Source organism: Streptomyces spinoverrucosus (assembly GCF_015712165.1).
GTDB classification, from domain to species: Bacteria; Actinomycetota; Actinomycetes; order Streptomycetales; family Streptomycetaceae; genus Streptomyces; species Streptomyces spinoverrucosus_A.
The window spans coordinates 533,946-560,656 of record NZ_JADPZX010000001.1 but is presented as its reverse complement, the minus strand read 5'-3'; the positions used below and the strand labels follow the sequence as shown (position 1 = coordinate 560,656).

General features: G+C 72.0%; 25 protein-coding genes. 14 read left to right on the top strand and 11 right to left on the bottom strand.

Annotated elements, in window-relative coordinates:
• The first annotated feature begins 105 nt into the window (after positions 1–105).
• Positions 106–1,536, top strand: a complete 1,431-nt coding sequence (locus I2W78_RS02630) for a PepSY-associated TM helix domain-containing protein (protein ID WP_196456567.1) — start codon at positions 106–108, stop codon at positions 1,534–1,536.
• Positions 1,537–2,372: 836 nt separating this feature from the next.
• On the opposite strand, the gene I2W78_RS02625 is transcribed toward I2W78_RS02630, so the two are convergent.
• Positions 2,373–2,723, bottom strand: coding sequence for a tetratricopeptide repeat protein (locus I2W78_RS02625; protein ID WP_196456566.1), 351 nt, complete (start codon positions 2,721–2,723; stop codon positions 2,373–2,375).
• A 51-nt stretch (positions 2,724–2,774) separates the two neighbouring features.
• Entirely contained in the window at positions 2,775–3,740 is a 966-nt protein-coding gene (locus I2W78_RS02620; RefSeq protein WP_196456565.1) for a pirin family protein, read from the bottom strand.
• Positions 3,741–3,836: 96 nt separating this feature from the next.
• Here I2W78_RS02620 and I2W78_RS02615 point away from each other — a divergent pair, with 96 nt between their 5' ends.
• From I2W78_RS02615 to I2W78_RS02605, 3 genes are read left to right on the top strand one after another with little or no spacing between them, the layout of a single operon-like run.
• Positions 3,837–4,961 (top strand): CapA family protein, encoded by a 1,125-nt coding sequence (locus I2W78_RS02615; RefSeq protein WP_196456564.1) that lies wholly within the window; start codon positions 3,837–3,839, stop codon positions 4,959–4,961.
• Complete coding sequence (locus I2W78_RS02610) at positions 4,958–5,587, top strand: hypothetical protein (RefSeq protein WP_196456563.1); 630 nt, start codon at positions 4,958–4,960, stop codon at positions 5,585–5,587. The genes I2W78_RS02615 and I2W78_RS02610 overlap by 4 nt, the downstream gene beginning before the upstream one ends.
• 31 nt (positions 5,588–5,618) lie before the next feature.
• Positions 5,619–6,071, top strand: a complete 453-nt coding sequence (locus I2W78_RS02605) for a YbhB/YbcL family Raf kinase inhibitor-like protein (protein WP_196456562.1) — start codon at positions 5,619–5,621, stop codon at positions 6,069–6,071.
• A 57-nt stretch (positions 6,072–6,128) separates the two neighbouring features.
• On the opposite strand, the gene I2W78_RS02600 is transcribed toward I2W78_RS02605, so the two are convergent.
• A complete protein-coding gene (locus I2W78_RS02600; protein WP_196456560.1) occupies positions 6,129–7,340 on the bottom strand; it encodes an MFS transporter in 1,212 nt (403 codons plus the stop codon).
• Between the two features lie 54 nt (positions 7,341–7,394).
• Between I2W78_RS02600 and I2W78_RS02595 the strand changes: the two genes are divergently transcribed.
• The gene (locus I2W78_RS02595; protein WP_196456558.1) at positions 7,395–8,150 is read left to right on the top strand and encodes an AraC family transcriptional regulator; all 756 of its coding nucleotides are present in this window, start codon (positions 7,395–7,397) and stop codon (positions 8,148–8,150) included.
• Here I2W78_RS02595 and I2W78_RS02590 read toward each other — a convergent pair.
• Positions 8,138–9,598 carry an aldehyde dehydrogenase family protein gene (locus tag I2W78_RS02590; protein ID WP_196456556.1) on the bottom strand — a complete coding sequence of 487 codons (1,461 nt, stop codon included), beginning with the start codon at positions 9,596–9,598 and terminating at the stop codon, positions 8,138–8,140. The two genes, I2W78_RS02595 and I2W78_RS02590, sit on opposite strands and share 13 nt — an antisense overlap.
• Positions 9,599–9,763: 165 nt before the next feature.
• On the opposite strand from I2W78_RS02590, the gene I2W78_RS02585 reads away from it, so the two are divergent.
• From I2W78_RS02585 to I2W78_RS02575, 3 genes are all read left to right on the top strand, one after another.
• Positions 9,764–10,447, top strand: coding sequence for a helix-turn-helix transcriptional regulator (locus tag I2W78_RS02585; protein ID WP_196456553.1), 684 nt, complete (start codon positions 9,764–9,766; stop codon positions 10,445–10,447).
• On the top strand, positions 10,444–11,421 hold the full coding sequence (locus I2W78_RS02580) for a pyridoxal-phosphate dependent enzyme (RefSeq protein ID WP_196456551.1): 978 nt from the start codon (positions 10,444–10,446) through the stop codon (positions 11,419–11,421). The genes I2W78_RS02585 and I2W78_RS02580 overlap by 4 nt, the downstream gene beginning before the upstream one ends.
• A 130-nt stretch (positions 11,422–11,551) precedes the next feature.
• A complete protein-coding gene (locus I2W78_RS02575; protein ID WP_196456549.1) occupies positions 11,552–11,911 on the top strand; it encodes a cupin domain-containing protein in 360 nt (119 codons plus the stop codon).
• Positions 11,912–11,966: 55 nt separating this feature from the next.
• On the opposite strand, the gene I2W78_RS02570 is transcribed toward I2W78_RS02575, so the two are convergent.
• Positions 11,967–12,941, bottom strand: a complete 975-nt coding sequence (locus tag I2W78_RS02570; RefSeq protein WP_196456547.1) for an NAD(P)-dependent alcohol dehydrogenase — start codon at positions 12,939–12,941, stop codon at positions 11,967–11,969.
• A 195-nt stretch (positions 12,942–13,136) separates the two neighbouring features.
• Here I2W78_RS02570 and I2W78_RS02565 point away from each other — a divergent pair, with 195 nt between their 5' ends.
• The gene (locus I2W78_RS02565; RefSeq protein WP_196456545.1) at positions 13,137–13,838 is read left to right on the top strand and encodes an SDR family oxidoreductase; all 702 of its coding nucleotides are present in this window, start codon (positions 13,137–13,139) and stop codon (positions 13,836–13,838) included.
• A gap of 26 nt (positions 13,839–13,864) precedes the next feature.
• Here I2W78_RS02565 and I2W78_RS02560 read toward each other — a convergent pair whose 3' ends face one another.
• Together I2W78_RS02560 and I2W78_RS02555 are read right to left on the bottom strand one after the other, a co-directional pair.
• A complete protein-coding gene (locus I2W78_RS02560; protein WP_196456544.1) occupies positions 13,865–15,271 on the bottom strand; it encodes a VWA domain-containing protein in 1,407 nt (468 codons plus the stop codon).
• On the bottom strand, positions 15,268–16,125 hold the full coding sequence (locus I2W78_RS02555; RefSeq protein ID WP_196456542.1) for an AAA family ATPase: 858 nt from the start codon (positions 16,123–16,125) through the stop codon (positions 15,268–15,270). Before I2W78_RS02555 ends, I2W78_RS02560 begins: the two co-directional genes overlap by 4 nt.
• Before the next feature lie 154 nt (positions 16,126–16,279).
• Here I2W78_RS02555 and I2W78_RS02550 point away from each other — a divergent pair, with 154 nt between their 5' ends.
• The 4 genes from I2W78_RS02550 to I2W78_RS02535 all read left to right on the top strand — a co-directional run bounded on the left by I2W78_RS02550 (position 16,280) and on the right by I2W78_RS02535 (position 19,259).
• The gene (locus tag I2W78_RS02550; protein WP_196456540.1) at positions 16,280–16,888 is read left to right on the top strand and encodes a TetR/AcrR family transcriptional regulator; all 609 of its coding nucleotides are present in this window, start codon (positions 16,280–16,282) and stop codon (positions 16,886–16,888) included.
• A gap of 84 nt (positions 16,889–16,972) precedes the next feature.
• Entirely contained in the window at positions 16,973–17,650 is a 678-nt protein-coding gene (locus I2W78_RS02545; protein ID WP_196456538.1) for an ABC transporter permease, read from the top strand.
• Positions 17,647–18,318, top strand: coding sequence for an ABC transporter permease (locus I2W78_RS02540; protein WP_196456536.1), 672 nt, complete (start codon positions 17,647–17,649; stop codon positions 18,316–18,318). The genes I2W78_RS02545 and I2W78_RS02540 overlap by 4 nt, the downstream gene beginning before the upstream one ends.
• On the top strand, positions 18,315–19,259 hold the full coding sequence (locus tag I2W78_RS02535) for an ABC transporter substrate-binding protein (RefSeq protein WP_196456534.1): 945 nt from the start codon (positions 18,315–18,317) through the stop codon (positions 19,257–19,259). Before I2W78_RS02540 ends, I2W78_RS02535 begins: the two co-directional genes overlap by 4 nt.
• Positions 19,260–19,276: 17 nt before the next feature.
• Here the strand turns inward: I2W78_RS02535 and I2W78_RS02530 are convergent, their stop codons facing one another.
• Positions 19,277–20,431 (bottom strand): betaine/proline/choline family ABC transporter ATP-binding protein, encoded by a 1,155-nt coding sequence (locus I2W78_RS02530; protein WP_196456532.1) that lies wholly within the window; start codon positions 20,429–20,431, stop codon positions 19,277–19,279.
• Positions 20,432–20,678: 247 nt separating this feature from the next.
• On the opposite strand from I2W78_RS02530, the gene I2W78_RS02525 reads away from it, so the two are divergent.
• The gene (locus I2W78_RS02525) at positions 20,679–23,792 is read left to right on the top strand and encodes an alpha-L-rhamnosidase (protein ID WP_196456530.1); all 3,114 of its coding nucleotides are present in this window, start codon (positions 20,679–20,681) and stop codon (positions 23,790–23,792) included.
• Here I2W78_RS02525 and I2W78_RS02520 read toward each other — a convergent pair.
• Genes I2W78_RS02520 through I2W78_RS02510 form a run of 3 tightly spaced genes read right to left on the bottom strand, consistent with a single transcriptional unit; the run spans position 23,765 to position 26,660 of the window.
• Positions 23,765–24,433 carry a LutC/YkgG family protein gene (locus I2W78_RS02520; RefSeq protein ID WP_196456528.1) on the bottom strand — a complete coding sequence of 223 codons (669 nt, stop codon included), beginning with the start codon at positions 24,431–24,433 and terminating at the stop codon, positions 23,765–23,767. The two genes, I2W78_RS02525 and I2W78_RS02520, sit on opposite strands and share 28 nt — an antisense overlap.
• Entirely contained in the window at positions 24,430–25,908 is a 1,479-nt protein-coding gene (locus tag I2W78_RS02515; protein WP_196456526.1) for a LutB/LldF family L-lactate oxidation iron-sulfur protein, read from the bottom strand. Before I2W78_RS02515 ends, I2W78_RS02520 begins: the two co-directional genes overlap by 4 nt.
• Positions 25,905–26,660 carry a (Fe-S)-binding protein gene (locus I2W78_RS02510; protein WP_196456524.1) on the bottom strand — a complete coding sequence of 252 codons (756 nt, stop codon included), beginning with the start codon at positions 26,658–26,660 and terminating at the stop codon, positions 25,905–25,907. The genes I2W78_RS02515 and I2W78_RS02510 overlap by 4 nt, the downstream gene beginning before the upstream one ends.
• Positions 26,661–26,711 lie beyond the last annotated feature (51 nt).

Sequence of the window (26,711 nt, the reverse complement as noted above, 5' to 3'; positions counted from 1 at the left end):
AGTTCTGTGACGCAGGTCACTTGAATCTCCGGGAACTCCCCGCCGTCCCGCCCCGACTACTGCACCACTACGGCCGAAAACCGTCCCCACCCCGGAGAACCACCGATGACCACCGCTCCCTCGACCAGCACGGACGAGGCCCCGCAGCCGACCGCCGCGACGCCGAGATCCAGCAGATGGGCACCCCTGCGCCCGCTCATCCTGCGCCTGCACTTCTACGCCGGGCTGCTCGTCGCCCCCTTCCTGCTCGTCGCGGCCACCACCGGCTTCCTGTACGCCGGGTCGTTCCAGGCCGAGAAGATCGTGTACGCCGACGAGATGACCGTCCCCGAGGTCGGCGACACCAAGCTGCCCATATCCGAGCAGGTGGCCGCCGCCCGCGAGGCCCACCCCCAGGGCACGGTCTCGGCCGTACGGCCCTCCCCGGAGGACGACGCCACCACGCGCGTACTGCTGTCCGGGGTGCCGGGTGTCGACGAGGACCACACGCTCGCCGTGTTCGTCGACCCCTACACCGGGAAGGTGCGCGGCGCCCTGGAGCAGTACGGCTCCACCGGGGCGCTGCCGCTGCGCACCTGGATCGACGAGTTCCACCGCGATCTGCATCTCGGCGACACCGGTCGCCTCTACAGCGAACTCGCCGCGAGCTGGCTGTGGGTGATCGCGGCCGGTGGTCTGGTGCTGTGGTTCTCCCGCCGCCGCGCCCTGCGCAGGGTGCGCGGCACCAGCGGGCGGTCCCGCTCCCTCGGCCTGCACGGCACGATCGGCGTCTGGGCCGCGATCGGGTTCTTCTTCCTGTCGGCGACCGGACTGACCTGGTCGACGTACGCCGGTGCGAACATCGACGAACTGCGCACCTCGCTCGGCCACTCCACGCCGTCGGTCTCGGCGTCGGCGGGGGGCGACCACGGGGGCCACGGCGCCGCCGCGGGTTCCGGGGGGAGCGGCGAGCACGGCGTCGGTCTCGACAAGGTGCTGGCCGCCGCCCGGGCGGAGGGGCTGAGCGACCCCGTGGAGATCGTGCCGCCGGCCGACGCGAGCTCGGCGTACGTGGTGAAGCAGGTGCAGCGCAGCTGGCCCGAGAAGCAGGACTCGGTCGCCATCGACCCGGCGACCGGCGAGGTCACCGACGTGCTGCGGTTCGCCGACTATCCGCTGCTCGCGAAGCTGACCCGCTGGGGCATCGACCTGCACACCGGCGTCCTGTTCGGGCTGGTGAACCAGATCGCCCTGATGCTGCTCGCGCTGTCCCTGATCGTGCTGATCGTGCTCGGCTACCGCATGTGGTGGCAGCGCGGCCGCGGCTCCGCCTTCGGCCGGCCGATCCCGCGCGGCGCCTGGGCGAAGGTGCCGCCGCAGATCCTGGTCCCGCTGCTGGCGGTGGTCGCCGTCGTCGGCTACTTCGTGCCGCTGCTCGGCATACCGCTGGCCGCGTTCATCGTGGTGGACGTGATCCTGGGCGAGATCGCCCACCGACGAGGACGCCGAACGCACGGCAGCGGGGGAGGGGCGGCCGACGGGGTGGCGGCCGAGTAGGGCTCGGCCGCCGGGACGGCTTGGCTGCCGGGACGGCTTGGCTCCCGGGTACGGCTTGGCTGTCGGGTACGGCTTGGCTGCCGGGATGGCTCGGTTGCCGGGTGGGGATCGGTGGGCGAGTAGGGCCCGGCGCCGGGAAAGGGATCGGTAGGCGAGTAGGGCTCGGTCGCCGGGCAAGGGCGGCCTCCCGGGATGGCTCGGTTGCCGGGTGGGGATCGGTGGGCGAGTAGGGCCCGGCGCCGGGAAAGGGATCGGTAGGCGAGTAGGGCTCGGTCGCCGGGCAAGGGCGGCCTCCCGGGATGGCTCGGTTGCCGGGTGGGGATCGGTGGGCGAGTAGGGCCCGGCGCCGGGAAAGGGATCGGTAGGCGAGTAGGGCTCGGTCGCCGGGCAAGGGCGGCCTCCCGGGATGGCTCGGTTGCCGGGTGGGGATCGGTGGGCGAGTAGGGCCCGGCGCCGGGAAAGGGATCGGTAGGCGAGTAGGGCTCGGTCGCCGGGCAAGGGCGGCCTCCCGGGATGGCTCGGTTGCCGGGTGGGGATCGGTGGGCCAGTACGGCTCTGCTGCCGGGCGAGGGCTGGCTGTCGGGAGTGTTCGGTTGCCGGGACGGGTCGGTTGCCGGGCAGGGATCGGTCGGCGAGTACGGATCGGCGGCCGTGCATGGGCGGGCTGCTGAGGCGGCTCCGCCGGCGGGGCTGCCCAGAGGGCTCCGCTGCCGGTCAAGAATCGGCTGTCAGTAAGGACCGGGTGCCAAGTCGGCGGCGTCGGCTGACGGGCATGGACCGGCCCGGCCTCCGGGGGGAGGCCGGGCCAAGGGCTTCGGTGGGGCGAGTCGCCCTCGTCAGGTCCGCTCGTCGAAGTCGCCCGCGAGCGCCGAGGCGATCCGCAGATGCGTCTCCGCCTCCTCCTGCCGACTCTGGCGCTGGAGCGTCCGGCCGAGCATCAGCCGGGCGTAGTGCTCCACCGGGTCGCGCTCCACGATGACGCGCAACTCGGCCTCGGCGCGGCGCAGTTGGGCCGAGTGGTAGTAGGCGCGCGCCAGCAGCAGCCGCGGCCCCGTCTGCTCCGGCACCTCCTCGACCAGACCGCCCAGGATCCGCGCCGCGGAGGCGTACTCCTTGGCGTCGAAGAACATCCGCGCGCGGTCCCAGCGCTCGGCCGGCGTTCCGTGGTCGTAGTACGTCGTGTCCACTCGTGACCTCCTTCGACGCACTCCAACCACGTGGCGTGGTTGAACATTCCACTAGCGGACGCGCCCGCGCGACTTGAGGGGCGTCGCCGGCAGCTCGGGGGCGGCGAGCGGGGCGCCGTCGTACCCCTTCACCTCGCCGAACCGGCTCCCCGCCATCCAGTCGGCGCGGGCCTGCTCGATCTCCGCCTGGGTGCGGCCGACGAAGTTCCACCACATGATCAGCTCCTCGGCGAACGGTTCGCCGCCGAGCAGCATCACGCCGGCGTCCGACTCGGCGCGCAGCGGCAGTTCGCCGCGGCCGCAGCCCAGATAGAGCATCGAACCCGGCAGCACCGGCACGCCGTCGACGTGCACCTCACCGGACATCGACAGCACCCCGTACTCGAAGTCGGGTACGAGCGGCAGCCGGACGTCCGCGCCGCGAGCCAGCGCGAGGTCGGCGCCCACGATGGGGGTGTACGTCGTCCCGGGCGACGTCGCGCCGTCGAGATCACCGAGCAGCACGGTCGCGGTGAGACCGGGCGCCGTCACCGTGGGCAGCTCGGCGTGGTGCTCGAACCTCGGCTCGGTGTGGCGGTGGGCGTCCGGCAGCGCGACCCAGAGTTGGGCGCCGTGCAGGAAACGGGCGTGCGACTTGGGGCTCTCTTCCGAGTGACTGATCGCCCGGCCCGACGTCATCAACCCGAGTTCCTTCGGCCTGATGGTCTGCAGGCTGCCGGTCGAGTCGCGGTGCAGCACCTCGCCCTCGTGCAGCCAGCTGACCGTCTGCAGTCCCATGTGCGGATGCGGCGGCACCTGCATACCGGGCTCGTCGGCGATGTCGTCGGGACCGTAGTGATCGACGAAGGCCCATGCGGCGATCATCCGCCGGCCGAGGTTCGGCAGCAGCCTGCGCACCTCGGTCGACTCCCCGAGCTGTACGTGTCGAGGACTCAGCAGCTCACGGACAGGTTCGGCGACGACGAAGCCGCGGCCGCCGCACACGCTCGGTACCGGAGCGCGGTCAAGGTTGCTCATGCGGCACAACCTAGCCGGGCGGGGACGGCGGCGCACCGGTCTCATGAGCCGTCAAGGCCACGGCGGTGGCCGAACGACAGGCCCTAGGGTGGGGGCATGGGCGGCGGTGTCGTGACGCTGTTCCTGTGCGGGGACGTGATGCTCGGGCGCGGCGTCGACCAGATCCTCGCGCACCCCGGCGATCCGGAGCTGCGCGAGGGGTACGTCGGGGACGCCCGCGACTATGTGGCGCTGGCGGAGGCGGTCAGCGGTCCCATCCCGGCTCCGGTCGCACCGGCGTGGCCGTGGGGCGAGGCCCTGCGGGTACTGGACGAGGCCGCGCCGGAGGTGCGGATCGTGAATCTGGAGACGGCGGTCACGAGCTGCGGCGCCTTCGCGCCCGGCAAGGAAGTGCACTACCGCATGCACCCGGCCAACCTGCCCGCCCTGGCCGTCGCCCGTCCCGACGTCTGCGTCCTGGCCAACAACCACGTCCTGGACTTCGGCCGGCCCGGCCTGACGGAGACCCTGGACGCGCTCGGGGGCGCGGGCCTCAGGACCGCCGGCGCGGGACACGATGCCGCCGAGGCGTACGCGCCCGCCGTGGTCCCGCTCCGCGCAGGTGGCCGCGTACTGGTGTTCGCCCTGGGCACGCGCTCCAGCGGCATCCCCTCCGACTGGGCGGCCACCGAGGACGGGCAGCCCGGTGTCGCGTACGCCCCCGGCCCCTCGCCCGGCACGGCCGAGGCCGTCGTGCAGCGCGTGCGGCGGGTCAAGCGGCCCGGCGACCTCGCGGTCGTCTCCGTGCACTGGGGCTCGAACTGGGGCTACCTCGTCCCCCGCGACCAGGTCCGGTTCGCCCACGCCCTGCTGGACGGCGGCGTCGACCTCGTCCACGGACACTCCTCGCACCACCCGCGCCCGCTGGAGGTCTACCGGGACCGGCTGATCCTCTACGGCTGCGGTGACTTCGTCGACGACTACGAGGGCATCCCCGGCTACGAGGAGTACCGCGACGACCTCCGCATCGCCTACCTCGCCACGCTGGAGGCGGACAGCGGGCGACTGACCGGCCTGCGCATGGTGCCGCTGCAGGCGCGGCGGATGCGGCTGGAGCCCGCGACCGAGCGGGACCGCTGGTGGCTGTGCAGCGTCTTCGACCGGATCAGCGCGGGCCTGCACGTGGACCTGGCCCCCGACGGGACACTCGCGCTGCGCCACGCCACGGAGACCGGCCGATGAACCACCGACTGCGGCTGACCCTGCTCGGCGTCGGCGCGATGAACTCGCCCCGGTTCGCGCCCGCCGGCCTGCTGCTGCGCTGCGCCGGGCACCGCGTCGCCTTCGACGGCGGCCCCGGCGCCGAACCACCGCCCGGCCGCCTCGACGGCTGGCTGGTCACCGACGAGCACGCGGAACTGCGGTCCGCGCTGCGGCGGAGCGCGGCGGCCCGGGGCGTCCGGCCGCACGCCGGTGACCTGGAGCTGGGCGACGCGGAGACAGCCGTACGTGTGTGGTGCCGTCCCGTGGCGCACACCTCGCACCCCGCGTACGGCTACCGCATCGAGGCGGGGGGCGTGGTGGCGGTCTGGGCGCCGGAGTTCTGGGAGTTCCCGGGCTGGGCGGCGGGGGCGGACCTGATGTTCGCCGAGGCCGCCGCCTGGGACCGGCCGATACGGTTCCGCGGGGGCGTCGGCGGCCATCTGCCGGTGCTCGCCGTCGCCGCGCAGGCCGAACGGCGGGGAGTGCGGCGGCTGGTGTACGCCCATATCGGCCGGCCGACCCTGCGGGCGATCGACGCCGGGGTGCGGCCGCCGGCCGGTGAGTGGGGCGTGCAGGGCCGCACCTACACGCTCGCGTTCACGTGAGTTCTGGGCCCACCGCGGTTACTCGGGCCGCATGGCAGACATCGACATCAGAAGTAGTGCATTCAACGACCACTCCTTCATCGCGCGCCGTTACGCGTACGAGGGGGAGAACGTGTCGCCTCCGCTGGCGTGGAGCGGCGTACCGGACGACGCGACGGAGCTGGTGCTGCTGTGCGAGGACCCCGACGCCCCGTCGGGCACGTTCGCGCACTGGATCGTGGTCGGCATCGACCCCCACAGCGAGGGTGTCGACGCGGGTCAGGTCCCGTCCGGCGGCACCGAACTCGTCAACGGCTACGGCGAGCGGGGCTGGGGCGGCCCCCATCCTCCACCGGGAGACGACGCCCATCACTATTTCTTCCGGCTCTACGCCCTGTCGGAGCCCTGCGCGCTCCCCGACGCGCCGAACGCCGCGCAGGTGCACGAGGCGGTCGAGCGACGGGAAGTCGCCGACGGAACGCTGGTGGCTCTGTACCAGCGCTGAAGCAGTGACCCGCCCGGGCTGCCGTCCGGCGCCCGGGCGGGGTGTACGGGGTGTCTTCTAGCGGCTCGTCTCCGGGCTGCCGGCGGTGGTGGTCCGCGCGGCATCCTCGTTCCGGTTGCCCAACAGGCGCTTCGGAACGGCCGGTTCGGGCAGGGTGCGGAACAGCAGCCAGCTCACGGCGGGCATCAGGATCAGCGGCATCAGGGCTGTGCGCAGCGACGTGGCGTCGGCGACCGTGCCGATCAGGGGACTGGTGAGGCCGCCGACGCTGACCGTCAGGCCGAGGGTGATCCCGCCGGCCGTGCCGACGCGTGTGGGCAGGTAGTCCTGCGCGAGCGTGACCTGGAGCGAGAACGGCACGTACAGGCCGATCGAGGTGAGCGCCACGAACAGATGGATCGCCGGGCCGGGCACGAACACCACACCGGCGACGGCGCCGACCGTGATCAGGTACGACATGCGCACCACCGTGACCCGGTCCCAGCGGTGCGCCAGCCGGCTGCCGACGAGCGTGCCGACCGCGCCGCCGAGATAGAGCACGAACAGCGCGGCCGTCCCCGCCGCCGTACCCCCACCCGTCTGCTGCCGGGCGTGCAGGGCGACGAAGGTGCTCAGGCCGACGAAGACGATCGACCGGCACACCACCGCCAGCGACAGCCGCACGAACGAGGCCCAGTCGTCCCGCCCGTCCGCGGCCTCCTCGCCGCCCTCGCCGCGCGGCGCCTGCTCCAGCGCCCGCAGTATCGGCAGGGTGAGCACACTGCCGACCAGCGCGGGCAGGATCAGCAGCGGGGAGAACCGCAGACCGCCCGTGGCGATCACGACGGTGACCAGGAGGGGAGCCGCCGCGAAGCCGACGTTCCCGCCCAGCGAGAACCAGCCCATCGAGCTGTGGCTGCCCGCGGCGGCGACCCGCGCGACGCGCGCCGACTCCGGGTGGTAGGCGGCGACGCCGATGCCCGACAGCGCCACGAACAGCAGCGTGAGCGCATACGAGCCGCTGATGCCGCTCAGAGCCACCCCGAGCCCGCCCAGCACCGTGCTCACCGGGAGCAGCCAGGGGACGGGGCGCCGGTCGGTGAGCGCGCCGAAGAACGGCTGTGCCACCGAGGACAGCAGGCCGGCGGCGAGCACGATGCCCGAAGCGGCGGCGTAGGTGTAGGCACGCTCGGCGACGAAGAACGGCACCAAGGCCGCCACGGCGCCCTGGTAGACGTCCACACAGGCATGCCCGACCGACAGCAGCACGATCGACTTGTTCCTTGGCATGGCGTCATGGTCGTCCGTGGCCACCCTGTCGGGCTTCCGATAATCTGCCAACTGATGAGGGATATCCGCCATGAGTCGGTGGCGCCGACCAGCATCCGCCGGCTGGCCCCCGGTGCCGGCATCGACGCCCACCGGCACGACGACCACCAGATCGTCTACGCGGGCCGGGGCGTGCTCGTCGTCACCACCGACGCCGGCTCGTGGGTCGCCCCGGCCACCCGCGCCATCTGGGTACCGGCCGGCACCGTGCACTCCCACCAGGCGCACGGCGAGCTCGAACTGCATCTGGTCGGCCTGCCCGTCGACACCAACCCCCTCGGCATCGACGAGCCCACCGTGCTGAGCGTCAGCCCGCTGCTGCGGGAGCTGATCCTCGCCCGCACCCGCGACCCGGCGGACGACAGCCCCGAACACCGGCGCCTGCGTGCCGTGCTGTGCGACCAGCTGCGGGCCTCACCGCAGCAGCCACTGCACGTGCCCATGCCGACCGCACCGCACCTCAGGGCGCTGTGCGAGATCCTGCTCGCCGACCCGGCAGACAACCGCACGCTGGCGGCCCTCGGCAGACAGGTCGGCGCCAGCGACCGCACACTGTCCCGCCTGTTCAGGTCCGACCTCGGCATGACGTTCCCGCAGTGGCGCACCCAACTGCGGCTCTCCCACGCCCTGGTGCTGCTCGCCGAGGAGACGCCGGTGACCGTGGTGGCGCACCGGTGCGGTTGGTCCTCGGCGAGCGCGTTCATCGACGTCTTCCGCCGCGCCTTCGGCCACACGCCGGGCGCGACGCGGGCGTCGGGTCAGAACGGGTAGTGGGCGTGCTGGGTGGCCAGGGTCACCCAGCGGGTGTTGGAGAACGCCTCGACGCCCCAGCGCCCACCGAACCGGCCGTACCCCGACGCCTTCGCGCCACCGAACGGGGCCTGCGGCTCGTCGGCCACGGACTGGTCGTTGATGTGCACGATGCCGGTCTGGACACGACGGGCCACGCGCAGCCCGTGGGTGCCGTTCTCGGTGATGATGCCGCAGGTCAGGCCGTTTTCGGTGGCGTTGGCCAGGGCCACGGCCTCGTCGTCGGTGGCGAACGCGGTCACGGCGCAGACCGGCCCGAACGCCTCGGTGCGATAGAGGTCCATCTCCTCCGTGACCCCGGTGAGCACGGTGGCCGGATGCACCGCACCCTCCGGCTCGCCGCCCCCGGTGAGCACGGTGGCGCCCTTCGCCGCCGCGTCCCGCACCAGCGCCGCCACCCGCCGTGCCGCGGCGGCGCTGACCAGCGGGCCGACGACGGTGTGCGGGTCGGCGGGGTCACCGGCCGGCAGCGAGGCGACCTTCGCGGTGAACTTCCGCGTGAACTCCTCGACCAGCGAGGCGTGTACGAGGATCCGGTCGCCGGACATGCAGATCTGGCCGGCGTTCATGAAGACGCCGAAGGTGGCGGCTTCCACGGCGTAGTCGACGTCGGCGTCGTCGAGCACGATGACGGAGTTCTTGCCGCCCAACTCCAGGACGGCGGGCTTGAGATGGCGGGCCGCGTGCTCCCCGATGATGCGACCGACGCCGGTGGAGCCGGTGAAGTTGACGGCGCGGACGCGCGGGTCGGCGATCAGGCTCTCGGCGATCCGGGCGGCGTCGGCCGGGTCGTTGGTGACGACGTTCAGTACGCCGTCCGGCAGTCCGGCCTCCTTCAGCACGTCGGCGACGAGGAGCCCGCAGGCGATGGGCGCGTCCTCGCTCGGCTTGAGCACCACGGTGTTGCCGGCCGCGAGCGGTGCGGCCACGGCCCGTACGCCGAGGATGACCGGCGCGTTCCACGGCGAGAACGCGGCGACCACGCCCAGCGGTTCACGCACCGCCAGCCCCAGCGCGCCCTCCTCCTGTGCGCTGAGCACCTCGCCGCGCGGGGCGGTGACGGCGGCGGCCGCCTCACGCAGGATGTTCGCGGCCAGCGCGACATTGAACAACGCCCACGGGCGGGAGCCGCCCACCTCCTGCGCCATGAGCTGTGCGACCTGTTCACCGCGCGCGTCGAGCAGGTCGGCGGCCTTCAGGAAGATCGCCCGCCGGGCGAACGGAGTGACCGCCGCCCAGTCGTCGAAGGCGGCCTGCGCGGCCGCCACCGCCCGGTCGACGTCCTCGGCGCCCGCCGCGGCGACGGTGGCGTAGGGCTCCGCGGTGTAGGGGTTGAGGTCCTCGGTGGTGCGTCCGGACGCGGCGGGCACGTCCTTGCCGCCGATGAGCAGGTCACGGGTGATGGCCATGAGGGGTCGCAATCCGTTTGTTTCCGCTGGTTGTTCGCTGGGTGAAGAACTTTTCGTCACGTTCCTGAGGTGAGTCTCCAAGGGGTGGGCGGGGGTGTCAACGTGTGTGCCGTTGTCTTAGACTCAGAGTCCAGCAATTGGATTTTCAGTCCAGGAGGTGTCGCGGTGGCCGAGCAGGATCTGCAGGCACAGCGGGACGCGATCATCGCCGCGCTCGCGCCGGTCGTCGACGGCATCGCCGCGACCTTCGGGCCGGTGTGCGAGGTGGTGCTGCACGACTACCGGCAGCCGGAGAAGTCGGTGGTCGCCGTCGCGGGTTCGGTGACCGGGCGGGCGGTGGGCGGGGCGATGAGCGAGATCGGCATGCGGGTGCTCGCCCGCGGCGACGAGGCCGACGACGAGCTGAACTACCTCACCCGAACCCGGGACGGACAGCTGGTCAAGTCGTCCACCATGGTGCTGCGCGACTCCACGGGCGCGGTGTTCGGCGCTCTGTGCGTCAACGTGGACGCGGGCGCGGTCCAGCAGGCCCACGCCCTGCTCGGCGCGCTCGCCGGCGCCGGCGACGCGGTCCAGACGCCGGTCACCACCTTCGGCAACGACATCGACTCGGTCGTCGACGCCATCCTCGACGCCCACCGCTTGCGGCAGCACCAGACCTGGGCCGGCCTCGACCGCGCCGAGCGCCTCGAACTCTTCCGCAGCCTCGACGAGCACGGCGTGTTCGCGGTGCGGCGCGCCGTCGAGCAGGTCGCCACCCGCCTCGGCATCTCCCGCGCGTCGGCCTACAGCTACCTCTCCCAGGCCCGCGCCTCGACCGACCCCGCTTCCGAAGGAGCCCGCCCGTGACGACCACTACCCCACCCGTCACCCTCGACGACGTCCGGGACGCCGCCGCACGGCTGAAGGGGGTCGCCCATCGCACCCCCGTCCTGCGCTCACGCACACTCGACGCACTGGTCGGCGCCGAGGTCCTCCTGAAGTGCGAGAACTTCCAGCGCGTCGGTGCCTTCAAGTTCCGCGGCGCCTACAACACCGCCTCCCGGCTCACGCCCGAGCAGTTGGCCCGCGGTATCGCCGCCTACTCCTCCGGCAACCACGCCCAGGCCGTCGCCCTCGCCGCCCGCGAACTGGGCACCACCGCCGTGATCGTCATGCCCGAGGACGCCCCGGCATCGAAGCGCGACGCCACCGCCGGATACGGCGCCGAGATCGTCACCTACGACCGCTACACCGGCGACCGGGTCGCCATCGCCGAGGCCCTGGCAGCGGAGCGCGGCCTCACCGTCATCCCGCCGTACGAGCACCCCCACGTGATCGCCGGGCAGGGCACCGCGGCCCTCGAACTCCTCGAAGAGGCGGGGGAGCTGGACGCGCTGGTCACCCCGGTCGGCGGTGGCGGGCTGATCGCCGGCAGCGCCACCGTGGCCAAGGGGCTGCATCCCGGCATCCGGGTCGTCGGCGTCGAGCCGGAGGCCGGCGACGACACCAAGCGGTCGCTTCAGGCGGGCCGTCGCCTCAGCATCCCGGTGCCGCACACCATCGCCGACGGGCAGGCGCTGCACACGCCCGGCGAGTTGACGTTCTCCGTGAACCGGCGGCTCGTCGACGGCATCGCGCTGGTCAGTGACGACGAGATCCGGGCCGCGATGCGGTTCGCCTTCGAGCGGCTGAAGATCGTCGTCGAGCCCAGCGGCGCCACCCCGCTGGCCGCCCTGCTCTCCGGCCGTGTCGAGCGCCTTCCGCGCCGCGTCGGCGTGATCGTCTCCGGCGGCAACATCGACGCCGACCGCTTCGCCCGGCTGTGCGCGGGCGGCGAATGAGCGAGCGGTGGCGGGCCGGGACCGTACGGGCCGACGATGAGAGGGAGGACTCGGCCCCCGCCGGTGCCGCTCACGAGCCCAAGGAACGGGCGGCGGAGGCCGACACCCCGGCCGGAAAGGAGGAGCGGTCATGCTGGAGGTGAAAACGCTCGACAAGCCGGACGAGCGGCGCGACTTCCCGCGCGGCCACCTGGAAGCCGTCCACCTCTCGGGACTCGACTTCGCGGTGGCCACCTTCGAACCGGGCTGGCGCTGGTCGGAGTCCGTCGGCCCGATCGCGGGCACCGACTCCTGCCAGATCCACCACAACGGATATGTCGTCCAGGGCCGCATGCGCATCCGCATGGACGACGGCGCCGAGCAGGAGGTCGGCCCCGGCGACGTCTTCGTCTGCCCGCCCGGGCACGACGCCTGGGTGGTCGGCGACGAGCAGGTCGTCGCGTACGACTTCGCGGGCGCCATGGCCAGGGAGTACGCGAAGGAGGAGTAGGGCGAGGGGCGTACGGGCGACCGGCTCCCGTGCGCCCGTCGCGCGGGCCCGCCTCTCACACGACCACGACTATCTTCGCGCGCGCGTGCTCCACCTCCAGGTGCCGTATCGCCGCCGCCGCCTCGCTCAGTGGATACGTCCGTTCCACGACCGGGGTGAGCTTCCCGGACTCGACGAGTTCACGCAGGGCGGTGAGGTTCGCCTTGCTCTGGTGTGCCGAGAGTTCCAGCAGCCGTTGGCGGACGAAGGGTGCCACCGCCCGCCGCTTGAACAAGAGCGTCATCGGTCCGAACAGGCTGCCGCCCTCGTAGACGCCTCCGCCGGACAGGACGAGCGTCCCGTCCGGGGTGAGGGTGCGACGGAACTCGCCCAGGGACCGGTTGCCCACCAGGTCCAGCACGACCTCGTACCGCCGCCCGGCGCGGGTGAAGTCCTCCCGCGTGTAGTCGATGACGTGGTCCGCGCCGAGCGAGCGGACCAACTCCACGTTCCGCGTGCCGCACACGCCGCCCACCTCGGCGCCGTACGCCTTGGCGAGCTGCACGGCGAATGTGCCCACCCCGCCCGACGCGCCGTTCACCAGCACCTTCTGGCCCGGCCGCACCCGGGCGACGTCGCGCAGGCCGACGAGGGCGGTGTTCGCGGCCAGCGGCATCGCGGCCGCCTGCTCGAAGCTGAGGCCGGCCGGTTTCCGGTCCACCGCGCCGTCCGCCACACACACGAACTCCGCGAACGCCCCGTCCGCCTCGCCGTACACCTCGTCCCCGGGCGCCAGCCCCTTGACCCCACCGCCGACCGCTTCCACCACCCCGGCGAAGTCCCGGCCCCGTATGGCCGCTTTCGGCCTGCGCAGCCCCATCATCAACCGCGCGATCTTCGGGTCGCCGTGCAGGTAATGCCAGTCGTAGGCGTTGACCGAGGCCGCGCGCACCCGCACCAGCACCTCGCCGGCCGCGGGCACCGGCTGGTCGACCTCCCGGAACTCCAGCGTGTCCCATCCGCCGTACCGGTCCTGAACCACTGCCTTCATGAGAGCCCCCTCTGTTGCAGCGAGCGTAGGGAACGACCGGCGGTTCGGACATCAGGGACGAACCCCGAATCACCCCGGGGAAGAGTCAGCCCTTGCCCCGAGGAAACCGATCGGTTTACACTTCTCGCAGTCAGAGCGAAACCGATCGGTTTCCTGATCGCCGCCTCCGTGGCTCCGAGACAGTGAGGACACACCATGACCACCCTCGAAGGCTCCGTCGCCCTCGTCACCGGCGGCAGCCGCGGCATCGGCAAGGCGTTGGTGACCGCCCTGTACGAGCGCGGCGCGAAGAAGGTGTACGCCACCGCCCGCGACCCCCGCACCATCACGCACCCGGACGCCGTGCCGCTCGCCCTGGAGGTGAGCGATCCGGCGTCGGTCGAGGCCGCCGCAGCACAGGCGCAGGACGTCACCGTCCTGATCAACAACGCGGGCGCCTCGGTCAACGCGAACTTCCTCGACTCGCCCGTCGAGGACGTGCGCCGCGAGTTCGAGACCAACTTCTACGGCCCGCTCCTCGTGACCCGCGCCTTCGTCCCGGTGCTCGAACGCAACGGCGGCGGCCACATCCTCAACGTCCACTCGGTGCTGTCGTGGATCGGCCTCGCCGGCTCGTACAGCGCCTCGAAGGCCGCCTTGTGGTCCCAGACCAACTCCCTGCGCCTGGACCTCAGGCCGCGCCGCATCGAGGTCACCGGTCTGCACGTCGGCTACGTCGACACGGACATGGCCGCGGAGATCGACGCGCCCAAGTCGACGCCCGAGAGCGTCGCCGCCCAGGCCCTCGACGGCATCGAGTCCGGCGCCTTCGAGGTGCTGGCCGACGACGTCTCGCGGCAGGTGAAGGCGGGCCTGTCGGCCGACCTCGCGGCGCTGTACCCGCAGCTCGCCACCTGAGCCGTGGTCGCCGGCTCGCCGCCCGGTCAGACCGGCAACAGGCGGGCGATCAGCACGCCGAGCTGGCGGGCGTTACGGCACTCGCGCATCTCGACCAGCTCGGCGTAGGCGGGCGCGGCGGAGTCGCCGGTGCCCCACTGGGGGCGCGGCTCGGGGTTCAGCCAGTAGACGCGGCGGGCCCGTGCGGCGATCTGCCGCACGGCCGCGAGGTTCGGGTCGCTCATGTTCGTCCGGGCGTCACCGAGGACGAACACCGTCGTCCGCGGGCCGACCGCGTCGCCGTACCGCTCGGCGAACTCGCCCAGCGCGACGCCGTAGTCGCTGCTGCCGTGCCAGCCCGTGAGCGTCGCCTCGGCCCGGATGCGCGCGCCGAGACCCCCGGAATCGGCGGCGCCGTGCTCCAGCAGCCCGGTCACCTCGTCGATCCGGTTGACGAAGGCGAAGACGCGCAGCTTGCTGAACTGGTCGTGCAGCGCCTGCACCAGCAGCATCGTGAAGTCCGAGAAACCCGACACCGAGCCCGACACATCGCACAGCAGCACCAGTTCGGGCCGGACGGGACGCCGCCGGCGCAGCACCGGCCGCATCGGCACGCCGCCCATCGACAGCGACCCGCGCAGGGTGCGCCGCAGGTCGATGCTGCCGCGGGCGGCCCGGCGCCGCCGGGCGGCCAGTCGGGTGGCCAGCTTCCGGGCGAGTGGCTGAACCGTCCTGCGCAGCTCGGCCAGCCGGTCCTTCCCGGCGTACAGGAAGTCGACCCGGTCGGCGGTGGGCGCCACCGCGCGCCGGGCGATCTCCTCCCGGCCGCGCCGCTCGGCCACCCGGCGCCGCGCCTCCGCCGCCACCAGAGCGCGGAACACCTCGATACGCCGCCGGATCTCGTCGTCCAGCAGCCGGTCCGCGAACCCCGAGTCCCCCCACTGGGCCCGCACGTCGGCGCGGACCCGGGCGAGCAGCGTCTGCGGGCGGATCCGGTCCAGCGTCTGGTACGACGACCAGCCGTCCGACGCCGGTGAACTCCCGTACCCGCCGAAGCCGTCCACGGCCTCGATGGCCAACTGCCCCAGCAGTGCGCTGTCGTCGGCGGTGAGCGCCGCCGCGAGCCGGTCGCGCAGGTCGTCCCGGTCCGCCGCCTCGCCCTGCGGGCCGCCCACGCCGCGCGGGAAGTACAGGTCGAAGACCGGGTCGAACACCTGTCGTTGGCCCGTGGTGTGCAGCAGCGTCGCGGCGAGACCCGCGCGCAGCAGCTCGCGGTCGGCGAGTCCCAGCGCCCGCACCGCCCGTGCCGCGTCCACGGTCTCGCCGGTGCCGACGCGGACGCCGTGCGCGCGCAGCGCGGCCACGAAGCCCGTCAGCCGGGAGGCGACATCGGCGGTCACACCGACATCGGCAGTCACACCGGCACTGGCGGTCACACCGGCATCGGCGGTCATACGGCGTCCAGGTCCAGCTTGGCCGCCGCCTTCAGGACGTCGTCCTGATGCTTGAGGAGCACGCCCAGGGTGTCGCGCACGACGTTCTCGTCCAGGGTGTCGGCGCCGAGCGCGAGCAGGGTGCGCGCCCAGTCGATGGTCTCGGCGACCGACGGCACCTTGCGCAGATCCATCGCGCGCAGCGCGCCCACCACCCGGACCACCGACTCGGCCAGTGCCGCGTCGATGCCGGGCACCTTCAGCCGGACGATCCGCCGCTCCAGCTCCTCCTCCGGAAAGCCGATGTGCAGGAACAGGCAGCGGCGGCGCAGTGCCTCCGACAGTTCGCGGGTCGCGTTCGAGGTGAGGAGCACGAAGGGGCGGCGTGTCGCCGTGACCGTGCCCAGCTCAGGAACGGTGACCTGGAAGTCGCTGAGCACCTCCAGCAGCAGGCCCTCCACCTCGACGTCGGCCTTGTCGGTCTCGTCGATCAGCAGCACCTTGGGGTCGTCACCGCGGATGGCGGTCAGCAGGGGGCGTGGGAGCAGGAACTCCTCGCTGAAGATGTCGGTGCGCGTCTCGTCCCAGGTCTCGTCGCGCCCCGCGCTGATGCGCAGGAGCTGCTTGGCGTGGTTCCACTCGTACAGCGCCCGGGACTCGTCGACGCCCTCGTAGCACTGGAGCCGTACCAGGCGGGCCTGTGCGACCTGGGCGACGGCCTTGGCGAGTTCGGTCTTGCCGACGCCCGCGGGGCCCTCCACGAGGAGCGGCTTGCCGAGACGGTCGGCGAGGAAGACGGTCGTTGCGACCGCGGGCGACGCCAGGTAGCCGGTCTTGGCGAGGCGTGCGGAGACATCGTCGACGGAAGTGAACAACCGGGCCTCCGGCGGTGGCGGCGAATCGTGATCCGGCTCCTATCTAAGCGCTTGTTCAGCGTTTCTGTCACCCCGTGTACACCCCGTGTGCGGGCGGATCAGGATTGGTACACCGATCGGTTTCCCCGGGAGTCGCGGCGGGTACCCTCGCCCCATGGCCACGACTGAGAAGGCGTCCGACAAGGCATCCGACAAGACGTCCGACAAGGCGTCTCCCCGCGACCGGCTGCTCGACGCCGCGGCCCAGCTCTCCTACCGCGACGGCGTCTCCATCGGCGTGGAGGCGCTGTGCCGGGCCGCCGGGGTGTCGAAACGGTCCATGTACCAGCTCTTCGAAAGCAAGGGCGAGATGCTCGCCGCGAGCCTGGAGCGGCAGCTCCCGCGCTACGAGGCGCGACTCGCGCCCGGACCTCAGGACGCCGCGACGCCCCGTGAGCGGATCCTGTACGTCTTCGAACGGCTGGAGCAGGCCTCCGTGGACGCCGACTACCACGGCTGCCCCTACCTCGCGGCGCTGGTCGAGCTCAAGGACACCGAGCACCCGGCGAGCGTGGTCGCCCGGGCCGTCAAGGAGCGGCTGAAGGTCAGCTTCCGCACCCAGGCCGAGCTGGGCGGCGCGCGGGACCCGGAGCTGCTCGCCCGCCAGTTGCTGCTGGTCTTCGACGGGGCGAGCGCTCGGGCCGGTGCGCGGGTGGAGGCGCTGGACGACGGGCTGGCGACGGCGACCGCGAGCGCCCTGCTCGATGCGGCCGGCGTGAAGTAGTCACCCCCAGCGCCACCACCCTGGCCACCCCGGACGGGTCACCAGAACAAGCCGACCAGGTGGGCCGCCCGATGCAATGGACGCGTGACCGCGCCCCCGGACGACTGCCTCGCACGCAACGAATGGATCTGCGGCGACTATCTGAGCACCCGCCGCGAGATCCTCCTCGACGCCGTGCTCCAGCATCTCCAGCTGACGTCCGTCTCGGTGCTGATCGGCCTCGCCCTCGCCCTGCCGCTCGCGGTGCCGGCCCGCCGCTGGGGCTGGGCGGCCGGTCCCGTCCTCGCCGTGACGACGATCCTCTACACGATCCCGTCCCTGGCGATGTTCTCGCTGCTCCTGCCCCTGTACGGGCTGTCGGCGACGCTTGTGATCGCCGGGCTCGTGCTGTACTCACTGACCCTGCTGGTACGGAACATCCTCGCCGGTCTGCGCGCTGTCCCCGAGGAGACCCGGCAGGCCGCCCGCGGCATGGGCTACGGCCCGGTCCGCCTCCTGCTCACCGTCGAACTGCCGCTCGCCCTGCCGGCCGCGATGGCCGGGCTGCGCATCGCCACGGTCTCCGCGGTGTCGCTGGTGACGATCGGCGCGATCGTCGGCTTCGGCGGGCTCGGCAACCTGATCTACTCGGGCATGAACACGTACTTCAAGGCGCAGGTGCTGACGGCGTCGGTGCTGTGCGTGGTCATCGCGGTCGCGGCCGATCTGCTCCTGCTGGGCGTCCAGCGGCTGATCACGCCCTGGACGAGGGCCCGCACATGAACACGCTCACCGCGACCTGGGACTGGCTCACCGACCCCGCGCACTGGTCGGGCGCCGACGGCATCTGGCAGCGGCTGCTGCAACACCTCGTGCTCACGGTGGTCTGCCTGGTCGTCAGCTGCCTGATCGCCCTGCCCGTCGCGGTGGTCCTCGGCCATCTCGGCAAGGGTGGGGCGCTCGCGGTCAACATCTCCAACGTCGGCCGGGCGGTCCCCACCTTCGCGGTCCTGGTCCTCCTGCTGCTGACCCCCATCGGCCGCTGGGGCGAGGGCCCCACGGTCGTCGCCCTGGTGCTGTTCGCGGTGCCGCCGCTGCTCACGAACGCGTACGTCGGTATGCGCGAGGTCGACCGCGGCACGGTGCAGGCGGCGCGGGGGATGGGGATGACGGGACGCCAGGTGATGTTCCACGTGGAACTGCCCCTTTCCTCCCCGATGATCCTGAACGGGATGCGGATCGCCGCCGTCCAGCTCGTCGCGACCGCCACCATCGCCGCCCTGGCGGGTGGGGGAGGTCTGGGCCGGATCATCACGGCCGGCTTCAACCTCGCCAGCACGCCACAGGTGGTGGCCGGTGCGGTACTCGTCGCCGTGTTCGCACTGATCGTCGAGGGCCTGTTCGAGGTGGCCGAACGCCTGGCACCGGCATGGGCCCGGGGCGCACCATGAACCGCCGTACGCCGCTGGCGGCCGCCGTCCTGCTCCTGGCGACCGGCTGCGCCACCGGCCCCTCCCTGGAGAACCAGGGCCAGGTCACCGCGCCGCCCGGCGACAGCCGTCAACTGACCGTCGGCTCCGCGGGGTTCACCGAGAGCGACCTGCTCGCCCAGATGTACGCCCAGCTGCTGAACCAGGCGGGTTACCGGACCTCGATCATCACCGTCGCCAACCGCGAACTGTACGAACCGGCCCTGGAGTCCGGCCAGATCGACGTCGTCCCGGAGTACGCGGCCACCTTCGCCGACTGGCTCAACGCCAAGGCCAACGGCCCCGACGCCCCACCGGTCGGCTCACCGAACCTCGACGCCACCATGAAGGCCCTGCGCCGCCTGGCCACGCCCCGCGGCCTGACCGTCCTGAACCCCGGTCGGGCGGTCGACCAGAACGCCTTCGCGGTGAGCGCGTCGTACGCACGCCGGCACCACCTCAAGACCCTCAGCGACCTCGGCAGGTCCGGCCTGAAGGTCCGGCTCGCGGCGGGCGACGAATGCGTGCAACGCCCGTACTGCGCCCCGGGCCTGCGCAAGGTGTACGGCATCGACATCACCGCCGTCGACCCCAAGGGCGTCGGCACCACCCAGGCCAAACGGGCGGTGCAGAGCGGCCAGGACCAGATGGTCCTCACCACCACGACCGACGCCACCCTCGGTGAGTTCGGCCTGGTCCTCCTCGCCGACGACAAGCACCTCCAGAACGCCGACTACGTCGTCCCGGTCGTCAACCGCGCCCGCGCGGGCGCCCCCGGCGTCACCAAGGCCCTCGACAAGCTCAACGCCGTCCTCACCACGGCCGACCTCGCCGCCATGAACCAGCAGGTGGACAGCTGGCGCCGGCTGCCGGCGGACGTGGCCCGGACGTATCTGGAGGACAAGGGCCTGCTGCTGAAGTGAGAGTCAGGCCCCCGCGCTCAGGCGTCCGCCACCGAGTCGAACTCCACCTGCCCCCGCGACACGCCCAGCGCCTCCGCGTCCACCGAGCGGCGCAGGGCCTCGTGGAGTTTCGCGGGGGTCAGGACGCCCAGGAAGCGGGCGCCTTCCAGGACCGCGACCCACCCGGCGTCGTGCTGCAGCATGACGCCGAAGGCCTGTTTCAATGGGGCGCCCACCGGGACCCAGGCGTTCATGCGGTGGGCGACGTCGCCGACGCGGGCGCTCGTGCCGAGCTCGTCGATGCCGATCCAGCCGTGCAGGTCGCCGTGTGCGTCCAGGACGACCGCCCACCGGGCGCCCTCCGACCGCAGCCGCTCCGCCGCCCGGCCCGACGGCTCGTCCAGGTGGGCGATCGGCGGCTGTTCCAGGTCGCCGGGCTCGATCGTGGTCACCGACAGCCGCTTCAGGCCCCGGTCGGCGCCGACGAACTCGGCGACGTACGGCGACGCGGGAGTGCCCAGCACCGCCCCCGGCGTGTCGAACTGCTCGATCCGCCCCTGCCCGTACACGGCGATCCGGTCACCGAGGCGCACCGCCTCCTCGATGTCGTGCGTGACCATCAGCACCGTCTTGCGCACCGCCGCCTGCATCCGCAGGAACTCGTCCTGCAACTGCTCCCGCACCACCGGGTCGACCGCGCCGAACGGCTCGTCCATCAGCAGCACCGGCGGATCGGCGGCCAGCGCCCGCGCCACCCCGACCCGCTGGCGCTGACCGCCCGACAGCTGGTGCGGATAGCGCGGCCCGTACGTCTTCGGATCCAGCCCCACCAGATCGAGCAGCTCCGCCGCCCGCGCCCGCGCCTTCGCCCGCTTCCAGCCGACCAGGGACGGCACGGTCGCCGTGTTGTCGAGGATCGTGCGGTGCGGGAAGAGGCCGACCTGCTGGATGACGTATCCGATGCGCCGCCGCAGCCGTACCGGGTCGACCGTGGCGATGTCCTCGCCGGCCACCAGGATCCGGCCCGAGGTCGGCTCGATCAGCCGGTTGACCATCATCATGGTCGTCGTCTTGCCGCAGCCCGACGGTCCCACCAGCGTGACGAGCTCGCCCTCGGACACCTCGAAGGACAGCCCGTCCACCGCGGTCGTCCCATCCGGATACCGCTTGGTGACCTGCTCGAACCGGATCATGCCCTCACGCTAACGGCGCCGGCCGACCCCCGCTCACCGACGACGGCCCGCCGCCGGGTGAATGGATCACTCCGGTTTTGAACGGTTTCAATCCAAGGGCACCTGGGTCGGGGTGGTGAAGCGTTCTGTTGGATTCTGGTGACAACTCCTGCTGCTGAGGGCATGGACAGAGACTTCAGTCGCCACTAGCTTCAACCGCCGATCGACCTGAATCGATACAACTCCGAACGGCCGAAAGGGACACGGCATGAACGACGGAGTCAACGAAGGCCCCCGCAACACAGTGCGCCGCAGGACGGTCCTCACCACGGCGCTGGGCGCCGTCCCCGTGGCGCTCGCCGGCGGTGTGGCAGGTGGCGGCACGGCGTCGGCCGCCCCCGGCGACGCACCCGCCTCCGACCGCTCTTCGGTGACGGGTCTGACCGTCGAGCACCGGACGGACCCGCTCGGCGTCGACGCGGAAACCCCGAGGTTCGGCTGGCGCATGGCCTCCGCGGCCCGCGGCCGGCAACAGTCGGCGTACCGCATCCTCGTCGCGACCTCCGCCGAACGCCTGCGCCGCGGCCGCGCGGACGTCTGGGACAGCGGCCGCGTCACCTCGCCCGACTCGGTGGCCGTCCGCTACGCGGGCGATCCGCTGCGCCGCTCGACGCGCTACTTCTGGACGGTGCGGGTCTGGGACGAGCGGGACCGCCGGGTCGCCGACGCGCCCACCGCCCGCTTCGAGACCGGCCTGAAGTCCACCGACGGCATCTCAGGGTGGGACGGCGCCCGGTGGATCACGATGGCCGGGAAACGCCCGAACACCCCGGGCGCCCCGCTGCTGCGCCGCCAGGCCGCACTGCGCGGCCGGGTGCGCGAGGCACGGCTGTACGTCTCGGCGCTCGGCGTGTACGACGCGTACGTCAACGGCCGCCGGGTCGCCGTACCGCACGGCCGGGGCAGCACGCTCGAACTGCTCACGCCGGGCTGGACCAACTACGACAGCACCGTCAGCTACTTCACCTACGACGTCACCGACCTGATCGGCCACGAGCGGCAGGTCACGCTCGCCGCCGTCCTCGGCAACGGCTGGTACAACGGCCGGATCTCCGACAACAGCGCCTACTACGCCAAGAACGGCAACCGCCTCGCCCTCAAGGCCAAGCTGCTGATCCACTACGCCGACGGCTCCACCCAGACCGTCGTCACGGCACCCGGCGCCGACTGGCGGGCGACGGACACCGGCCCCTACCGCGCCGACGACATCTACGACGGGCAGACCTACGACGCCCGCAAGGAACTCCGGGGCTGGACGGAGAACGGTTTCGACACCTCCGCCTGGGCATCCGTCGAGGAGCACGACTTCGCCACCCGCTTCCCGGACTCCCGCCTGGTCGCCTACCCCGGCGAGAGCGCACGCCTGACACCCGAGTGGGACCGGCGCCCCCGCTCGGTCGCCGTCCACACCGGCGTGACAGGCGCTGCGGACAGCCCGAACGGCAAGGGTCGCATCGTCGTCGACCCCGACCGCACCACCGTCACCGACGTCACCCTCCACCCCGGTGAGACCGCGGTGTTCGACCTCGGCCAGAACATGGTCGGCGTACCCCGCTACACCCTGCGCGGACCCGAGGGCGCCGAAGTCACCCTCAGATTCGGCGAGATGCTCAACGACGACAGCAAGGGGGCCGACGGCCCCGAGGGCTCCCTCTACCGCGCCAACCTGCGCACCGCCAAGGCCACCAGCACTTACGTCCTCAAGGGCGACCCCGACGGCGAGACCCACCAGGACTCACTGACCTTCTACGGCTTCCGCTACGCCTCCGTCACCACGACCGCCACCGTCACCCTCACCGAACTCACCGGCCGGGTCGCCACCTCCGCGCTCACGGACATCGGCACCGTCACCACCGACGACCACGACGTCAACCAGCTGATCAGCAACGTCCGTTGGGGCCAGCGCGGCAACTACCTCTGGATACCGACCGACTGCCCCCAGCGCGACGAACGCTGCGGCTGGACCGGCGACACCCAGCTCTTCTCCAACACCGGCCTCTACAACGCCGACGCGGTCAACTTCCTCAGCCACTTCCAGGACATCCTGATCGACTCCCAGCGCGTCTACGGCGCCGACAAGGCCCAGTTCACCTGGATCGCACCCGGCGCCCGCTACAACGCACCGGTCCCGGCCAGTGGTTGGGCGGACTGCGGGGTGGTCGTGCCGTGGACGGTGTGGCAGATGTCGGGCGACTCCACGGTCGTGGAGCGCAGTTGGGACGCGATGACGGCCTACCTGGACTGGATCCGGGCCCGCACCGGCGACACCTATGCGGGCCAGGGCGCCATCTTCGGTGACTGGCTGGCCTTCCAGGACACCAGCACCCAGCTCATGAGCGACGTCTACTACGGCTACAGCGCCCGCCTCATGGCGGACATGGCCCGCGCCACCGGCCGCACCGCCGAGGGACGCGCGTACGACGACCTCTTCTCGCGCATCAAGCGGGCATTCATCGCCAAGTACGTCGTCACCGACGCGGACACCGGGCGCATCACGGTCCGCTCCAGCCTCGGCGAGCCGCCGCCCACACCCGGCGACAGCCCGCGCAGGACGGAGGACGACAGCCAGACCGCCCTGCTGTGGATGCTGAAGCTCGGCTTCTACGACACCGAGGCCCAGCGCCGCCAACTGGTCACGATGCTCGCCGAGAACATCGGCAACGACGCCGCCTACAAGGCCGCCCACCCCGACAGCACCCGCGTCCACTACGCCGAGAACACCCTCGCCGTCGGCTTCCTCGGCGTCAACGTCCTCGCCCCCGTCCTCACCGACGAGGGCCGCGTGGACCTGGCGTACCGGCTGCTCCACCAGGACGCCATGCCGTCCTGGCTGTACTCGGTGCGCAACGGCGCCACGACCGTCTGGGAGCGCTGGAACTCGTACTCCGAGGAGGACGGCTTCGGCCCGGTCGACATGAACTCGTTCAACCACTACTCCTACGGCGCGATCATGGAGTGGATGTACGAGAGCATGGCCGGCATCGCCAAGGACCCGGCCCACCCCGGCTTCAGGCACTTCCACCTCAGGCCCCACCTCGACCCGACCGGCAGGATCAGGCGGGTAACCGGCTCGCACCTCTCGCCGTACGGCGAGATCGTCAGCGAGTGGAAGGCGGACGGCCGGAAGCTGACCTACCGGGCCGCGGTCCCCGCGAACACGACCGCGACCCTCCGCATCCCCACCACCGACCCTTCGACGGTCCGCGAAGGCCGCACACCCCTGGCCAAGGTCGAGGGCGTCGAGTACCTCGGCTTCGAGGGCGGCACCGCCTCCTACCGACTCCCCTCCGGGCGCTACGAGTTGACGTCCGCGCTCGCCTGACCGCCCACCAGCACCACCTCCAGGGTGCGCGGACCGTGCACCCCCTCGACCCGGTCCAGCTCGATGTCGCTGGTCGCGGACGGCCCGGAGATCCAGGTCAACGGGCGGGCCGGGTCGAGCCGTTCCAAGGCCTGGGGCACGGACGACACGACCTGGTCGGGGACTCGTACGACACAGATGTGATGGTCCGGTACGAGCGTGATACGGCGGCGGCCCTGATCGGGGCCGCCGTCCAGCACGATGGTGCCGGTCTCGGCGATGGCGAGCGCGCACGCCGTCACGACACTGTCGACCCGGTCGAGCTCATGTGCCGAGCTGTCGGCCAGGTCCGGGACCCGCGTCACCTCCGTGGCCGCGAGCCACCGCTCGTCCAGACCGGCCGGGACCAGCAGCGACCGTGCGTCACGGGCCGTCAGCAGCCCGGCGATCAACGACGGCAGGACGTCCGGCGCGCAACGGTGCACCAGGGCACGGTAGTCGGCAAGGTTCTCGGCGAGCAGATCCACCGTCTCCTCGACGCTCCGCTCCCCGTGCTCGCGCAGATAGTCCCTGGGAACCGCCTGCTCGTACGGCATGTCGTCCTGAGGTACGTCCGCGAGCGCGCGCCGCACCCGGCCCAGGATCCGCTCCCTGCTGCTCACTTCGCGCCGTCCTTTCCACCGTGCGTGCGCTGCCACCAGTCCCGGAACGGCTCGGAAGGCACCGGCGGCAGATCCCGGCTGCCGCTCCACGCCCGGCCGGGACCCGGCAGGGTGCGCGGATGGAAGCGCCGGGTGCGTGAGGCGAGCCGCTGACCGCCGCGCAGGGCACCGGGATGGGCGAATGCCCAGCGGGCCGCCCGCATCGCCGCCCGCTCGGCGGCATGCCCCTTCGCGGGCTTCAGCAGCACCTTGTTGCCGTTCCGCGTCACCTGCCCGCCCGCCACGACCCGCTCCCGCAGATGTACCAGCACCTCGGGGATGTCGATGGCCACCGGGCACACCTCGTAGCAGGCCCCGCACAGCGAGGACGCGTACGGCAGCGAGGCGTCGATCTCGCTCGCCGTGCCCCGGAGTTGAGGGCTCAGGATGGCGCCGATCGGGCCCGGATACACCGAGCCGTACGCGTGCCCGCCCGCCCGCTCGTACACCGGGCACACATTGAGACACGCCGAGCAGCGGATGCAGCGCAGCGCCTGCCGCCCGACCTCGTCGGCGAGCGTGTCGGTGCGGCCGTTGTCGATCAGGACCAGGTGGAAGTTCTGCGGCCCGTCCTCGTCCGCGGTACCGGTCCACATGGACGTGTACGGGTTCATGCGCTCGGCCGTCGAGGAGCGGGGGAGGGTCTGCAGGAACACCTCCAGGTCCCGCCAGGCCGGCACGATCTTCTCGATGCCGACGACCGAGATCAGCGTCTCGGGGAGGGTCAGGCACATCCGTCCGTTGCCCTCGGACTCCACGACCACCAGGGTGCCGGTCTCGGCGACCATGAAGTTGGCGCCGGAGATGCCGACCTTGGCGCGCAGGAACTTCTCCCGCAGATGCAGCCGGGCGGCCTCGGCCAGCTCGGCGGGCGTGTCGGTCAGGCCCTCGGGGGCCGGGCGGCCCCACTCGCCCATCTCGCGGACGAAGATGTCCCGGATCTCACCGCGATTGCGGTGGATCGCCGGGACCAGGATGTGCGAGGGCCGGTCCTCGCACAACTGCACGATCAGCTCGGCGAGATCGGTCTCGTACGCCCGGATGCCCTCCGCTTCGAGCGCCTCGTTGAGCCCGATCTCCTGCGTGGCCATCGACTTGACCTTGACGACCTCGGACTCGCCGGTCGCCTTGACCAGGTCCGCGACGATCCGGTTGGCCTCGTCGGCGTCGACGGCCCAGTGGACGGTGCCGCCCGCCGCCGTCACCGACTCCTCCAACTGCACCAGATACCGGTCGAGATGACGGAGCGTGTGGTCCTTGATCCGCCGCCCCGCCTCCCGCAGCTGCGCCCAGTCCGAGACCTCGGCGACCGCCTTCTCCCGCTTGGCGCGGATGGTGTGCGTGGCGTGCCGCAGATTGCCGCGCAGGGTGGGATTGCGCACGGCCTCGTGCGCGGCCGCCGGGAAGGCCGGCATTCCTACGAACGTTCCGCTCACAGCGCCGGTTCCTCCTCCGTGCTCGCCAGGATCTCCGCGATGTGCACGGGCCGCATGCCCGTGCGGAGCCGGGTCATCGTGCCGCCGATGTGCATCAGACAGGAGTTGTCCGCCGCGCACAGCACCTCGGCCCCGGTCGACTCGGCGTTGCGCACCTTGTCGGCACCCATCGCCGCCGAGACATCGGAGTTCTTCAGGGCGAAGGTGCCCCCGAACCCACAGCACTCGTCCGCGCCCGGCAACTCGACCAGCTCCAGCCCCTTCACCGCCTCCAGCAACCTGCGGGGCCGGTCGCCCAGCCCCAGTCCGCGCAGCCCGTGGCAGGTCGGGTGGTACGTCACCCGGTGCGGGTAGTACGCGCCCACGTCCGTCACCCCCAGCACATCCACCAGGAACTCGGTCAGTTCGTACGTCTTCGGCACCACCGCCGCGAGCGCGGTCGCCAGCGTGCTGCCGCGTCCCTCGGCCCGCGCCCGCGCACCCATGCGCGGATACAGCTCCCGCACCATCGCCCCGCACGACCCGGACGGCGTCACGATCGCCTCGTACTCACCGAAGACATCGGAGAAATGCCGGGCCAGCGGCTCCGCCTCACGCCGGTAGCCCGTGTTGTAGTGGGCCTGCCCGCAGCAGGTCTGGGCCATCGGGAAGTCGACCTCGACGCCCAGCCTGGTCAGCAGTTTCACCACGGCGCGTCCGGTGTCCGGATAGAGCGTGTCGTTGACACAGGTCAGGAACAGGGCGACACGCATCGCGGCTCCTTGGGTTTGATCATCCGATGAGTGCAGGGTAATGCGGCGGCA